Source organism: Paraburkholderia sp. BR10872 (assembly GCF_040965835.1).
GTDB classification, from domain to species: domain Bacteria; phylum Pseudomonadota; class Gammaproteobacteria; order Burkholderiales; family Burkholderiaceae; genus Paraburkholderia; species Paraburkholderia nodosa_A.
This window is the reverse complement of sequence record NZ_JBFRCN010000103.1, coordinates 1-12,741: the sequence shown is the minus strand read 5'-3', so window position 1 is coordinate 12,741 and position 12,741 is coordinate 1. Positions and strand designations below refer to the sequence as shown.

The window sequence follows — 12,741 nt, the reverse complement described above, 5'->3', positions numbered from 1 at the left end:
CTGCAGAAGCCGCGAGCCGCGCGGCGAGCGAAGGCCAGTCGCTGCCGACGATGCTTGCCGGGCTGGCGGTCCAGGCTGCGCAGAGCGAATCGGGCGCGGTGCGCCTCGCGCACGATCAGGGCCTGCATGTCGTGCCCGAATTCCTCGGCAACCGCGCGCCATTCGCCGATCCGCACGCGCGGGCCGTCATCGCGGGACTCGGCATGGAGACGGACATGGAGAGCCTCGTCGCGCTCTATGTCGCGGGCATCGGCAGCATCGGCTATGGGCTGCGGCAGATCGTCGAGGTGCAGGCCCAGGCGGGCGCGCCGATCGAGCAGGTCGTGATCAGCGGCGGTGCGGGCAGGCTCGACCTCGTGCGCCAGCTGCTGGCGGACGCAACGGGCAAGCCCGTGCTGGCCACCCACGCCGAGGAGCCGGTCCTGCTGGGCGCGGCCATGCTGGGCGCCGTGGCTGGCGGCCTATACGATAACGTGCGCGACGCGATGGCCGCGATGTCCCGGATCAGCAAGGTCTACGCACCGGCCACGGGCGAGATCGCGGCGCTGCACGAAGCGCGTTACCGCGCCTTCACGCAGTTGCAGGACGTGGCGCGCGCGATCCGATAGCGGCTTGACCGGGAGCTAGCGGCTCACGCCGCCTCGCCGCTGCGCTGCGCGAGCGCGGCGGCAGCAGCCTGACTTTGCGCGAGGTGGCGCAGCAGCTTCGTCACCATCACGACGACGGTGAGCGCGAGCAGTACGAAGAACACCGCTAGCGGCGTGAGCACGTGCACGGAGACGAAACCGGCCAGCCCCATCATCGCCGAGGAAACGAGCAGCAGCGCGCAGCCGAGAATCGCACTCGTCAAACCCGCGATATGCGGGAACAGCGAATTGCCCTTGGCCATCAGCGTGGGATACATCGCACCCGCGCACAGACCCATCACGAGTACAGGAACGGCGAGCGTCCACACGCGCAGGCCCACCGTGAGCGCGAGCACGAGCATCGCGATGGCCGCGCCCGCCATCACGCGCGCCCCCACACGCAGACGTTGCTCCGGGGTAGGCAGGCGCGGGCCGTGCAGCCGGTTCGAGAGACCGCCCAGGAAATACATCAGGCCGATGCCGAGCGCGAGATAGCCGAAGAAGGTGGGCGGCCTGTGCAGCGTGTTCTGCACCATGAACGGCCCGACGACGTTGAAGACGAGCAGGATGCTGTAGCACAAGCCCTGGGCGAGAAAGCAGCTCTGGAACACGGGGCTCGCGAGCACCTTGCCCGCGTTCGCGATGAGCGTGCGCGGCTCCAGCCGCACCGGTTGCCGCAAGGTCTCGCGAAAGCGCCACAGCAGCGCCCACATCACCAACGAATAGACGAGCAGGAACACGAGGCAGGCTTTCCAGCCGAATAGCTCCTGCAGATGCGCGCCGATCACCGGCGCGATGATCGGCGCGAGCCCCCACGTAATCGACATGTAGGTGAACGCGTGCATGAGCGCGGTGCCCACGAACGAGTCGGTGATGATGGCCTTCGCGAGCAGGTTGGTCGCGGCGATGCCGAAGCCCTGCAGGCAGCGCGCCTGCACGAAGGTTTCCAGATTCGGCGCGGCGAGCGAGAGCAGGCAGCCGAGCGTATAGATCACGAGGCCGAAAGCCAGCACGCGCTTGCGCCCGAGCGCGTCGGAAATCGGTCCGAAGATGAGTTGGCCGAACGCGTAGGCGGCGAGATAAACGGACACGCTCGACTGGATCGCCTGTGGCGACGTCGCGAAGTAGCGCGCCATGGCCGGCAGTGCGGGCACGTAGATGTCGATGGCGAGCTGTCCGGCCGAGGCGAACAGGCAGATCAGGAACAGCAGGAAGCGCGGCGAGTTCGCCTGGCGTGCGGCGGTGGCGGGACGTTCGGGCAGATCGTGAGTCATGACAGCGTGAAAAGGGCGGGTTCCGGTGCGGCGGCGCTGGGGGGCGTTGGGGCAGCTGTTCGGAAAGCACGTTCGGATCACGAACACGGCGTCCGGCGCGGCGGCGCAGGCGCGTATTGTGCCCGTTATCGCCGACTTCCGTGCGACGCCCCTCTCAGGCGCGGCGCTTGCTGAGCTTCCGCTTATCTCGCCCAGGATAGTCCCGGAGTGCCGAAATGCCAGAGAAAAGGCCGAAAGAGGCCGTGCGACGTCCGACCACCGCGGAAGACTATGAAGTCTTCTGCGGCGAGCAGATCGACGGCGCGGGCCGCTACTACGGATTGCTGCGGATTCGCCGCAAGACCGATGGGCGGCTCATCTATCCGTTCGACGGCTGTCCGCGTCCGGGGCCGTGCGCGACGGGTCCGCTGGCAAGGCAACAGGCACTCACGCTCGCGGATGAGCTGATTCGCGCGGACATTGCCACGCCCGAAGGGTGAGCAGACCCTGCGCGCCGAAGGGGGAGCATGCCCAGCTCAAAGGGAAAACACTTCGTGCACCGAAGTCTGAATCACGCCGCCATTCATCGGGCCGCCGCCCGCCACATGAATTGCATCGCCCACGACTGCCGCGCCCATGCCATGACGCGGCGTGAGCATGGGCGCATAGGCCTGCCATGAATCGGTCGCCGGATCGTAGCCCTCGTTCTGCCCGAAGACGCGCCGCGTGCCTTCCCCGCCCATGCAGAAGAAGCGTCCCCGCCACGCCGCGCCGCCGTGACCGGAGCGCGGCGTGGGCATGGGCGCGCGTTCTTCCCAGGCGTCGCGCTTCGCGTCGTAGGCCACGTGCATGCCGGTGTTGAAGTCGAACGTATCCATGCGGCCGCCGGCCACGAGTATCCAGCCCCCAAGCGAGACGGCCGCCGTGTGGTCGCGCGGACCGGGAATGGGCGCGAGCGTTTTCCAGCTGTCGCTCTGCGGGTCGTATGCCTCGTGCCAGTCCACCGAGCGCGTGTCGCGGCCGCCGATCGCGTGCAGCATGCCCTCGTGCGCCACGACGGAAATCGCGCCGCGCGAGCCGCGCGAAAGCGGGTGAATCGCGTGCCAGCGGTCGTCGGCCACGACATAGGCGTAGCAGTCGGGCACGGCAATGCGGTTCTGCTCGACGAACCCACCCATCGCATAGACCACGCCGTCGAGTGCCGCCACGCCGATATGATTCGCGCCGCGCGGAACGGGCGCGGCGTTGCGCCAGGCGCCGCGCGCCGCATCGAATACATGGTGATAGGGCCGCGCGACCTGGCCCGCGCCGTAGCCGCCGATCACATGCATGCGCTCGCCCTCGCTCGTCGCCCACGCCATTTCGCTGCGCGGCAGCGGCAAGGGCGCGGCCGTGGTCCACACGCCTTGCGGCGTGGCGCGCGGAGCGCTCGAATAGAAGAAGCGCTGCATGAACGCTTCGGGTGGCAGCTGCGTGGCGTTGGGGTCGCGCAGGCTCGCGTAGAGGCCGCCACGCTGGGCCGTTTGCATCGCTTGCGGGTCTTCTTCGGGCATGGCCTGCATGTCCGCAGCCATCGCTTCACGCTGCGTGCACCAGGCGGTGCTGCTCGCGGCGAGGCTCAGTTCGAGGAAGCGGCGACGGGAAAGCGGCATGGCGAACCTCGCGGAGGTGGAGGGGACGGCATTGGGCGCGCTTTTCCCGGGGCGTTTTTCTCGCTCGCAGAGCGCGCAGTGGATACGGTACACGGGAACGCTGTCGCCCACTTTGTGTTACTACGCGCCGATCCAGGGCGCGATCGGTTTCGCGCCGCCAGGCTGTTTGGCCGACCGTCTTGAGAATTTCATTTCGCGTTAGGTCGGTGGAAGAGAATCGAATACTCCGCCCTTTGGAGAATTCATTTAATTTTGGAACCATTTTTTAGTGCCCGGGGCGTAGCATTTTCGACATTCCGTTGTGCGAGAAACGATGATGAGCGAGAAGGGCGATTTGCGTTACTTTGACTATGCCGCGACCACCCCGGCGGACCCGCGGGTGATCGAGGCGATGTTCGGCTGTCTGGGCATGGAAGGCGATTTCGGCAACCCGGCCTCCAGCTCGCATGGCGCGGGCCAGCGGGCGCGCCGGCTCGTCGAGCAGGCGCGCAAGGACGTGGCGGCGCTCATCGGCGCCGATGCCGCGGAGATCGTCTGGACGTCCGGCGCGACCGAGTCGAACAATCTCGCGCTCAAGGGCTATGCGGACCGCGCGACGCAAAAGCGACATCTCATCACGAGCCAGCTCGAGCACAAGGCCATTCTCGATACGATGACGAGCCTCGAAGCGCGCGGCATGACCGTCACGCGGCTCGCACCGGACGCGCAGGGCGAAATCACGGCAGAGGCCGTGGCCGCCGCGCTCACGCCCGACACCGGTCTCGTCTCGCTCATGCTGGTCAACAACGAACTGGGCACGCTCACCGATGTCACGTCGATTGCGAGCGTGGTGCATGCCGCCGGCGCGCTGCTGCACGTCGACGCGGCGCAGGCGCTCGGCAAGACGCCCATCGACGTGAAAGCGATGGGCATCGACCTCCTTTCGATGTCGGCGCACAAGGTGTACGGGCCGAAGGGCATCGGTGCGATCTACGTGAACCGCGAGGCGTTCGAGCGCATCGCGCCGCAAATGCACGGCGGCGGTCACGAGCGCGGGCTGCGTTCGGGCACGCTGGCCACGCATCAGATCGTCGGCATGGGCGTGGCGTGCGTGATTGCGCGCGAGGCGCTGCAAGCGGACAGCGAGCGCATTGCGCGGCTGGGCGAGCGCCTGCTGGCCGAGGTGCTCGCGTTGCCGGGCGTCACGCTCAACGCCGCGCGCGCGCAGCGCATTCCCCACACGCTGAGCCTCACGATCGATCTGCCGGGCTTCTTCCCGTTCCTGCTGACCGGCGACCTCGCGATCTCGTCGACTTCGGCCTGCAACTCGGCGGCGGGCACGCCTTCGCACGTGCTCACTGCCATCGGGCTTGGCGAAGAGGCGGCAAACCGCACGGTGCGCCTGAGCCTCGGGCGCTTCACGAAGCCGCAAGACGTCGATTTCGCGGTGGACTGCATCCGTCGCTCGGTGGCGCCGTGTCTGCCGGCCGCTGAGCCCGCCTGATTTCGTCGGTCAAGGTCACGATGAACATCGAAACCCGATGATCGTTTCACTCGTACTGGGCGCCATGATCGGCGCGATGCTGGGACTCACGGGCGCGGGCGGCGGCATTCTCGCCGTGCCCGCCATCGTGGTGGGAATGGGCTGGCCCATGCAGCAGGCCACACCGGTCGCCTTGATCGCGGTGGCGAGCAGCGCGGGGATCGGCGCGCTCGAAGCCTTCCGCAAGCGTCTCGTGCGCTATCGCGCGGCGTTCTGCATGGCGCTCGCGGGCGTGCCGACCACGTGGCTCGGCGTGCGCCTCGCTCAAGCCATGCCGCAACGCCTGTTGCTCGCGCTCTTTGCCGGCGTGATGCTGTTCGTGGCGGTGCGGCTGCTACGTCAGACCATCGGGAAAAAGCGCGCGCTGCCCGAAGCGTCCCCGCTTTGCGTGGGCCGCGTCAATCCCGACACCGGCCGCCTCGTGTGGTCGAAAGCGACGGCGCTCGCGCTGGCCTCGACCGGCGCGTTGACGGGACTGATGACGGGGCTGCTCGGCGTGGGTGGCGGCTTCATCATCGTGCCCATGCTGCGCAAGCTCACGAATATTTCCATGCACGGTATCGTCGCGACGTCGTTGATGGTCATCGCGCTCGTGGGCTCCGGCGGCGTGGTGGCGACGGTGCTGCACGGCGTGCCGCTGCGGCTCGACCTCACGCTGTGGTTCAGCGTCGCGACCGTCGTCGGCATGATGCTGGGGCGTCACGTTTCGCACCGCGTTTCCTCGCGGCATACGCAGATGGGCTTCGCTGCCATTCTGGTGTGCGTGGCGTGCGGCATGCTCGCCAAGGTGGTGCTTGGTTACTGAGACCTTGCGCTTGATTCGCGCTCAACCGGCCGGGGCGAGAAAGACTCGGATTTCGTCGGCGAGCCAGTCTCGCACGGCACGCACCTTGGGGTCGTCGCGGCTGCCAATCCGATAGACGAGATCATGCCCGCGCTCGGACTCGAGACGCAGTTCCGGGAACGGCGCGACGAGCCGGCCGGCCGCGATGTCGTCCGCCACGATCACGCTGCGCCCCAGCGCGACGCCTTCCCCTCGAATCGCCGCCTCGATCGCGAGGCTCCCATGGCTGTATGCCGTGCCGCGATCGCTGCGCACGCCGCTCAATCCCGCCAGCGCCAGCCATTGCTCCCAGTTCGCAAGCATGCCGCCCTCATGCAGCAAGGTGCAGCGCGCGAGGCTCTCGACCGATGCCATGCCGCCCATCTTCGCCCGATAGTCAGCACTGCAAACCGGCGTCACGGTTTCGTCGAGAATGCGCTCGGCCAGCACGCGCGGATAGCGTCCGCTGCCGTAGCGAATCGCCACATCGACATCCGAGTCGTTGAGATCGACGTATTTGTCGGTCACGTCGAGGTGGACGTCGAGTTCCGGATGGCGAGCCTTGAGGCGATGCAGGCGCGGCGCGAGCCAGCGGTTCGCAAAGGACACGCTGGCGTTGATCTTCAGGCGCGTGACGCTGTCGTGCGTGCGCAGGCGCTCGGACTCCTTGGTCAATTCAGCGAGCGCGCGGTTCACGGCCAGCAGGAACTCGGCGCCCGCTTCGGTCAGGACGATGCGACGCGTGAGGCGCTGGAACAGCGCCACGCCCAAATGGCTTTCGAGCGTCTTGATGTGCCGGCTCACGGCGCCATGCGTGACGTGCAGTTCCTGCGCCGCCAGCGTCATGCTGAGGAGCCGCCCGGTGGCTTCGAAGGCGCGCAGGGTTTGCAGCGGGGGAAGGCGGTCGAACATGGAGCCGGGGTGTACGTGACGTGTGAGTTTTGCTCACGCATTATATGACGACAAATGGTTTGTCAGCCACATCGACCGGCTTCAATATGGGCATAAAGCCGCGGGACGTAACGTAACCAGTGCGACGCCCGCCGCGCATTCCTGACAGTTGGCATTCTCCGCATTGCGTCGCTCATCATGGATCTTCTGCTTTTCAAGCTCGTCTTTACGCCGTTGTTGCTGTTGGCCGCCAGTCTTGCCGCTCGCCGCTGGGGCGAAGCGGTCGGCGGGCTGCTCGTGGGACTGCCGCTTACTTCGGGGCCGGTCTCGGTTTTTCTCGCGCTGGAGCACGGACCGGCGTTCGCCGCGCAAGCGACTGCGGGTTCGCTTGTCGCAACGGCTGCGCAGGCGGCGTTTTGCGTCGTCTATTGCCGGCTCGCGGCGCGTGGGTGGAAGGTGGCGCTGGCAGGCGCAGGCGCCACGTTCGCCCTGGTGGCCCTCGTGCTGCAATGGGGCGCGCTGCCTACGCATGGTCTTTATCTCTTCGCCATTCTGGCCATTGCTCTTGCGCTCAACCTGATTCCCAACCAGCCGGCAAGAACGGTGCGCCTCTCGCCGCCGTGGTGGGATTTGCCGTCGCGCATGGCGCTCATCGCCGGCCTTGTGGTGAGCGTGACGCTGATCGCGCCTTACGTCGGACCCGAGGCGAGCGGCGTGCTCGCATCGTTCCCGTTCATGGCGATCATCCTCGCCGTGTTCGCGCACCGCCTGATCGGCCACGAAGCGGCGCAGCAACTGATGCGCGGCATGACCACGGGACTGCTGGGATTTGCGTCGTTCTTCTTCGTGCTGAGCCTCACGCTCACGCACTGGAATCTACTGGCTGCTTACGGAACAGCGATAATCTGCGTGCTCACGATTCAGGCGATTTCCCTGTACCGCATGCGTCTGCCGACACCTTGCCTGCACGGCAAGGCCAAGGCCGAAGGCAGCACGCCTTAACCGCTGGCTTTGCGTCTGGCGGGTCTGGGCTGACGGCGCCGCGCTTGCTGCAGTGCATCGCAGGACTTCGGCTTCGGGGCGCGCCGACGCCTCGACGCCCACGGCGAATGGCCTAAACTACAGATCCGGCGGACGCGGCCGTTTCCGCATCGCCGGCCCGCCATGGCGCACCTCTTCTTCGCAGCTTCGATTCAGCGGCACGTCGCGACGCCCGAGCGCGAGATCGACGCGCGCACGCTTCGCGAAGCGTTCGATGCCGTGTTTGCCGAGCAGCCGCGTTTGCGCGGCTATATCCTCGATGATCAGGGCGCATTGCGTAAGCATCTGGCGGTATTCGTGGACGGCGTTCGCCTGCGTGATCGGGAACATTTGAGCGACGCGCTCGGCGATGAGAGCCGGGTGTACGTCGTGCAGGCGCTGTCCGGCGGATGAGTCACCACTTTGCATGGGACCGGAGCGCTGACTCTGGATCGACAGGAGGGTACGCGAGATGAGCGATCGACTGCTGGTCGCAACCCGCAAGGGGCTGTTCGTTCTGCAAGCCGATGGAGAGGGCGGCTGGACAATCGGCGAACCTGAATTCGTCGGCGAGCCGGTGAGCATGGTGATGCCCGATACGCGCGACGGCTCGCTCTATGCCGCACTCAACCTGGGCCACTTCGGCGTGAAGCTGCATCGCCGGCGCGCGGGCACGGCGCACTGGGAAGAATGCGCGGTGCCCGTCTATCCGCCACAGCCTGCAGAGGAGATTCAGGCCAGCGAACCGGATGCATTGGGCCGCCTGCCTGCGCCGTGGTCGCTCCAGCAGATCTGGTCGCTCGAACCGGGCGGCGCGGACGAGCCGGGCGTGCTGTGGGCGGGCACGATACCTGGCGGCCTGTTTCGCTCCGGCGACGGCGGCGACAGCTGGGAACTCAACCGCCCGCTGTGGGACCGCCCGGAGCGCCGCGAATGGGCGGGCGGCGGCTACGACGCGCCGGGCATTCACTCGGTGATGGTCGATCCGCGCGACAGCCGGCACGTGACAGTGGGCGTGTCGTGCGGCGGCGTCTGGCAGACCGGCGACGGCGGCGCGAGCTGGCGCCTCACCGCCGAGGGCATGGAGGCCGACTACATGCCGCCCGAGCGGCGCGGCGAACCCAATGCGCAAGACCCGCACCGCGTGGTGCAATGCGCGGCGAATCCGGATGTGCTGTGGACCCAGCATCACTGCGCAATCTTCCGCTCGACCGATGGCGCGGCCCACTGGCGCCGCATCGAAGCGCAGCCGTCGAGCTTCGGTTTCGCGGTCGTGGTGCATCCGCGCGAGCCGGACACCGCGTGGTTCGTGCCGGCCCAAAAAGACCAGTACCGCGTTCCTGTGGACGGCCGGTTCGTCGTCACGCGTACGCGCGACGGCGGGCGTACATTCGAGCGCTTCTCGAACGGCTTGCCGGCCGCACCGGCATACGACCTCGTGTACCGCCACGGTCTCGACATCGACGGTACCGGCACGCGCCTCGCCATGGGCTCGACCACGGGCGCCCTTTGGACCTCGGACGATGGCGGCGAAAACTGGCGGCTCGTTTCGGCGCACTTGCCGCCGGTGTATTGCGTGCGCTTCGGGTGATGGCGGCCTTCCAGCCCGCCGCGCGGCTATGGTCGCGGCATGTGCGCGCTCGCGGAGCCGGCGCGCAGCACGTACGCGCATCTCGCGCAGCGGGAGGCGGCGTGCGGATCGCGCTCAGCTCGGTCAAGATGCAGATCGTCGCCGCAATCTGTCTCGCGCGGCGGGTATCGAGCGAAATGCGGGAGTAGCGAGGGGTTCTGTATCGTTGTGTATCCGCCGTGGCAATGGACAAAGAGGCTTGCAAAAGCAGGGGTTCGTGGAAACAAGCGGGATACGTGCGGGAGTTCAAATCCACCCATGCCAGTCAGCGACGTCGCACAAGAGACATCGAAAAAGACTGGACGCGCGAGCCACGCCATCGTGGTCCGAACCAACTCATTGCTTACAGGTGGATACCATGAAACTCATCAAGTCGCTGATCGTTGCCGCTGTTGTCGCCGTTCCCGTCGTCTCTTTCGCCCAGTCGGCCGAGCCGCTCACGCGTGCCCAGGTCCGCGCCGAACTGGTGCAGCTCCAACAGGCCGGCTACAACCCGGCGGCCGACTACAACGACTATCCGCAGCACATCGAGGCCGCCGAAGCGAAGGTGAGTGCGCAGAACGGCGCGGTGGCGTCGGCGTTCGGCGGCGTGGCGAATGGGTCGTCGGCAGCGGGCGCGGTTACGGCTTCGGCGTCGCACGACATTCCCGGCCTGGGTTCGATCTACGCGCACCAATGATCGGTGCGTGAAGGTGCGAGTGCAAGAGCAGCCCGCTTCGAGCGGGCCGTTGTTCATGTCGCGACTTGCCTCGTGCTTCGTCCCGGCCTAACCTGTGCCGGATACGACGACCCCGAGGCCAGCATGCAAATCCATCCCGTACGGCTGTCTCCCGGCGACGATCTGCGCGCCGCCGTCGAAAGCTTGCTGGGCCAGCAAGCCTCGCATGCGGCGTTCGTCATTCAGGGCATCGGCAGCCTGAGCGTCGCGCAGTTGCGCTTCGCCGGCGCCGAAACGCCGACCGCATTGCGCGGCGACCTCGAAATCCTCACGCTCGCGGGCTCGGTGTCGCCCGATGGCGCCCATTTGCACATGTCCGTGTCCGACGCGCAAGGCCGCGTGATGGGCGGCCACGTCGCGCGCGGCTGCACCGTGCGCACCACGGCGGAGCTGCTGCTGGTGCTGCTGCCTGGCCATCGTTTCTCACGCGAGCTCGATTCCGCGACCGGATACGCGGAACTGCAGATCCGCAACGCGCCAGGCTGATCCGCCTGCGCCGCCATTCGCGCGACCCCACGCACCGTCACAAAATTTAAAAGCGGCATCGCTATGCTTCGGCGTTGCCTCGCCGCTGTCCGTGCTGCGCGCGAGGCCCCGCTCGGGCCGCTCCTCGAGCCGTTGTTGTGCCTCTATCTGGACGGAGACTTCGATGACGGTCGAATCCGCGCCGGCGCGCTTGCCATGGCAACGCGCGTCGCGCAGACGTTTGTGCCTGCCCGCTGCATTCAAAACGATGCGTGCGCCCGCCATGCTGTTTGCATGCGCAGCCGCGCTGTGTACGCTTGGCGCGTGCAGCGCACGCGATAGCGACACGCGCGTCGCGCTCACCACGAACGCGGCACGCGAACTCGCGCAAGCGCAGCCAGGTACCAATCCACAGCGCCCGGCGCTCGCCAACGCATTCACGCTGGCGTCGGATGCGGGCGTATCGAATCTCCCAGATAGTGCGAACAGCATGGTGAACGCCGGCGTCGCCTTGCCCGCGAACGCCGTGCGCTCGCCGGCGAAGCCACCCACCGGCGGGAGCGCGCAAGACACACAAGCCGCGCAGATCGAACCGCTTGTCACACCCGTTATCCACACCGCTGACTGACGTACCCGGCCGCGCGGCCTGGCCGCCTGCCGCCCGTCAAGGCGGCGTGCCGTGCGTGCCTTTCTCAACCTGAAGATGGAAACCACAAGATGACCTCGAGAAGCCGCCGTGACTTTCTCCGCACCGCCGCGATGAGCGCCGGTTCGGCCACCGCCCTGACGATGCTGCCGCAGGCCATCCGCAATGCGCTCGCGATTCCCGCGAACAATCGCACGGGGAGCATCCGCGATGTCGAACACATCGTGATCCTCATGCAGGAGAACCGCTCGTTCGATCATTACTTCGGCACGCTGCGCGGCGTGCGCGGCTTCGGCGACACGCGCGCGATCACGCTGCCTACCGGCAAGCCGGTGTGGAACCAGCCGCTCGCGGCCGGCGCGGGCGAAGTGCTGCCGTTTCATCCCACGGCGTCCAACCTGGGCCTGCAGTTCATCCAGGACCTGCCGCACGACTGGACCACGACGCACGCTGCCTGGAACGGCGGCCGCTACGACCAGTGGGTGCCCGCCAAGGGCACGACCACGATGGCCTACCTCACGCGCGACGACATTCCGTTCCACTACCAGCTCGCCGACGCATTCACGATTTGCGACGCGTACCACTGCTCGACGATGACCGCGACCGACCCGAACCGCTACTACATGTGGACGGGCTGGGTGGGCAACGACGGCAGCGGCGGCGGCCCGGTGATCGACAACGCGGAAGCGGGCTATGGCTGGTCCACGTATCCCGAAGTCCTGCAGAGCGCGGGTATTACGTGGAAGATCTATCAGGACGCGGGCGAAGGCCTGGATGCCAAGGGCTCGTGGGGCTGGACGGGCGACAACCCGTACATCGGCAATTACGGCGACAACTCGCTCCTGTATTTCCATCAATACCAGAACGCGCAGCCCGGCAATCCGCTGTATGACCGCGCACGCACGGGCACGAACGTGCTGGCGGGCGGCGGCTATTTCGACGTGCTCAAGCAGGACGTGGCGAACAATGCGCTGCCGCAGGTCTCGTGGATCGTCGCGCCCGAGGCGTATTCGGAGCATCCGAACTGGCCCGCCAACTATGGCGCGTGGTACGTCGACCAGGTGCTGCAGATCCTCACGTCGAACCCGGACCTGTGGAGCAAGACCGTGCTGCTCGTGAACTACGACGAGAACGACGGCTTCTTCGATCACCTTGCGCCCCCGTTCCCGCCGGCTTCGAGCGCGAACGGCCTTTCGACCGTCGACACGACGAACGAGATTTTCCCGGGCAGCAGCAAGTACGCGGCGGGCCCGTACGGCCTCGGACCGCGCGTGCCGATGCTCGTGGTCTCGCCGTGGTCGCGCGGCGGTTGGGTGTGCTCGGAGACGTTCGACCATACTTCCGTGATCCGCTTCATCGAGAAGCGCTTCGGTCTGCATCACGACCTGCGCGAGCCGAACATCACGCCATGGCGCCGCGCCGTGTGCGGCGACCTCACGTCGGCATTCAACTTCGCCACGCCTAACGCGGCGATTCCCGCGCTGCCTTCCACGAC

Annotated in this window: 14 protein-coding genes and 1 pseudogene; 12 read left to right on the top strand and 3 right to left on the bottom strand. The window is 67.0% G+C overall.

Annotation, left to right across the window (positions count from 1 at the left end; all coding sequences use genetic code 11):
* On the top strand, positions 1-608 hold a 608-nt coding region (locus tag AB4Y43_RS39555; RefSeq protein ID WP_368730222.1), incomplete at its 5' end, for an FGGY-family carbohydrate kinase.
* Positions 609-631: 23 nt separating this feature from the next.
* On the opposite strand, the gene AB4Y43_RS39550 is transcribed toward AB4Y43_RS39555, so the two are convergent.
* Positions 632-1,900 (bottom strand): multidrug effflux MFS transporter, encoded by a 1,269-nt coding sequence (locus AB4Y43_RS39550; RefSeq protein ID WP_368730221.1) that lies wholly within the window; start codon positions 1,898-1,900, stop codon positions 632-634.
* A gap of 215 nt (positions 1,901-2,115) precedes the next feature.
* On the opposite strand from AB4Y43_RS39550, the gene AB4Y43_RS39545 reads away from it, so the two are divergent.
* Positions 2,116-2,379: a DUF6723 family protein gene (locus AB4Y43_RS39545; protein ID WP_342947578.1), complete on the top strand. Its 264-nt coding sequence runs from the start codon at positions 2,116-2,118 to the stop codon at positions 2,377-2,379.
* A 36-nt stretch (positions 2,380-2,415) separates the two neighbouring features.
* Here AB4Y43_RS39545 and AB4Y43_RS39540 read toward each other — a convergent pair whose 3' ends face one another.
* Positions 2,416-3,531: a Kelch repeat-containing protein gene (locus AB4Y43_RS39540; RefSeq protein ID WP_368730220.1), complete on the bottom strand. Its 1,116-nt coding sequence runs from the start codon at positions 3,529-3,531 to the stop codon at positions 2,416-2,418.
* Between AB4Y43_RS39540 and AB4Y43_RS39535 the strand changes: the two genes are divergently transcribed.
* From AB4Y43_RS39535 to AB4Y43_RS39525, 3 genes and pseudogenes are all read left to right on the top strand, one after another.
* Positions 3,530-3,733, top strand: a complete 204-nt coding sequence (locus AB4Y43_RS39535; protein ID WP_368730219.1) for a hypothetical protein — start codon at positions 3,530-3,532, stop codon at positions 3,731-3,733. The two genes, AB4Y43_RS39540 and AB4Y43_RS39535, sit on opposite strands and share 2 nt — an antisense overlap.
* Before the next feature lie 114 nt (positions 3,734-3,847).
* Positions 3,848-4,981, top strand: a pseudogene (locus AB4Y43_RS39530) (cysteine desulfurase family protein); the annotation flags it as partial.
* Between the two features lie 70 nt (positions 4,982-5,051).
* Positions 5,052-5,858 carry a sulfite exporter TauE/SafE family protein gene (locus tag AB4Y43_RS39525; RefSeq protein ID WP_069263751.1) on the top strand — a complete coding sequence of 269 codons (807 nt, stop codon included), beginning with the start codon at positions 5,052-5,054 and terminating at the stop codon, positions 5,856-5,858.
* A 21-nt stretch (positions 5,859-5,879) separates the two neighbouring features.
* Here AB4Y43_RS39525 and gcvA read toward each other — a convergent pair whose 3' ends face one another.
* Complete coding sequence (gene gcvA / locus AB4Y43_RS39520) at positions 5,880-6,788, bottom strand: transcriptional regulator GcvA (RefSeq protein WP_069263753.1); 909 nt, start codon at positions 6,786-6,788, stop codon at positions 5,880-5,882.
* 177 nt (positions 6,789-6,965) lie between these two features.
* Here gcvA and AB4Y43_RS39515 point away from each other — a divergent pair, with 177 nt between their 5' ends.
* From AB4Y43_RS39515 to AB4Y43_RS39485, 7 genes are all read left to right on the top strand, one after another.
* The gene (locus AB4Y43_RS39515) at positions 6,966-7,769 is read left to right on the top strand and encodes a hypothetical protein (RefSeq protein ID WP_368730218.1); all 804 of its coding nucleotides are present in this window, start codon (positions 6,966-6,968) and stop codon (positions 7,767-7,769) included.
* Positions 7,770-7,931: 162 nt separating this feature from the next.
* The gene (locus AB4Y43_RS39510) at positions 7,932-8,201 is read left to right on the top strand and encodes a MoaD/ThiS family protein (protein ID WP_069263757.1); all 270 of its coding nucleotides are present in this window, start codon (positions 7,932-7,934) and stop codon (positions 8,199-8,201) included.
* A 58-nt stretch (positions 8,202-8,259) separates the two neighbouring features.
* On the top strand, positions 8,260-9,378 hold the full coding sequence (locus AB4Y43_RS39505; RefSeq protein WP_368730217.1) for an exo-alpha-sialidase: 1,119 nt from the start codon (positions 8,260-8,262) through the stop codon (positions 9,376-9,378).
* Positions 9,379-9,775: 397 nt separating this feature from the next.
* A complete protein-coding gene (locus tag AB4Y43_RS39500; RefSeq protein ID WP_069263760.1) occupies positions 9,776-10,096 on the top strand; it encodes a DUF4148 domain-containing protein in 321 nt (106 codons plus the stop codon).
* Between the two features lie 123 nt (positions 10,097-10,219).
* Positions 10,220-10,621: a PPC domain-containing DNA-binding protein gene (locus AB4Y43_RS39495; protein ID WP_069263762.1), complete on the top strand. Its 402-nt coding sequence runs from the start codon at positions 10,220-10,222 to the stop codon at positions 10,619-10,621.
* A gap of 163 nt (positions 10,622-10,784) precedes the next feature.
* Positions 10,785-11,228, top strand: coding sequence for a hypothetical protein (locus AB4Y43_RS39490; protein WP_368730216.1), 444 nt, complete (start codon positions 10,785-10,787; stop codon positions 11,226-11,228).
* An 89-nt stretch (positions 11,229-11,317) separates the two neighbouring features.
* The coding region (locus AB4Y43_RS39485; protein ID WP_368730215.1) for a phosphocholine-specific phospholipase C at positions 11,318-12,741 on the top strand (1,424 nt) is incomplete at its 3' end.

Coding starts and splice junctions, on each gene's coding strand:
- AB4Y43_RS39550 (WP_368730221.1), bottom strand. CDS start 1,900: ATGACTCACGATCTGCCCGAACGTCCCGCCACCGCCGCACGCCAGGCG.
- AB4Y43_RS39545 (WP_342947578.1), top strand. CDS start 2,116: ATGCCAGAGAAAAGGCCGAAAGAGGCCGTGCGACGTCCGACCACCGCG.
- AB4Y43_RS39535 (WP_368730219.1), top strand. CDS start 3,530: ATGGCGAACCTCGCGGAGGTGGAGGGGACGGCATTGGGCGCGCTTTTC.
- AB4Y43_RS39540 (WP_368730220.1), bottom strand. CDS start 3,531: ATGCCGCTTTCCCGTCGCCGCTTCCTCGAACTGAGCCTCGCCGCGAGC.
- AB4Y43_RS39525 (WP_069263751.1), top strand. CDS start 5,052: ATGATCGTTTCACTCGTACTGGGCGCCATGATCGGCGCGATGCTGGGA.
- gcvA (WP_069263753.1), bottom strand. CDS start 6,788: ATGTTCGACCGCCTTCCCCCGCTGCAAACCCTGCGCGCCTTCGAAGCC.
- AB4Y43_RS39515 (WP_368730218.1), top strand. CDS start 6,966: ATGGATCTTCTGCTTTTCAAGCTCGTCTTTACGCCGTTGTTGCTGTTG.
- AB4Y43_RS39510 (WP_069263757.1), top strand. CDS start 7,932: ATGGCGCACCTCTTCTTCGCAGCTTCGATTCAGCGGCACGTCGCGACG.
- AB4Y43_RS39505 (WP_368730217.1), top strand. CDS start 8,260: ATGAGCGATCGACTGCTGGTCGCAACCCGCAAGGGGCTGTTCGTTCTG.
- AB4Y43_RS39500 (WP_069263760.1), top strand. CDS start 9,776: ATGAAACTCATCAAGTCGCTGATCGTTGCCGCTGTTGTCGCCGTTCCC.
- AB4Y43_RS39495 (WP_069263762.1), top strand. CDS start 10,220: ATGCAAATCCATCCCGTACGGCTGTCTCCCGGCGACGATCTGCGCGCC.
- AB4Y43_RS39490 (WP_368730216.1), top strand. CDS start 10,785: ATGACGGTCGAATCCGCGCCGGCGCGCTTGCCATGGCAACGCGCGTCG.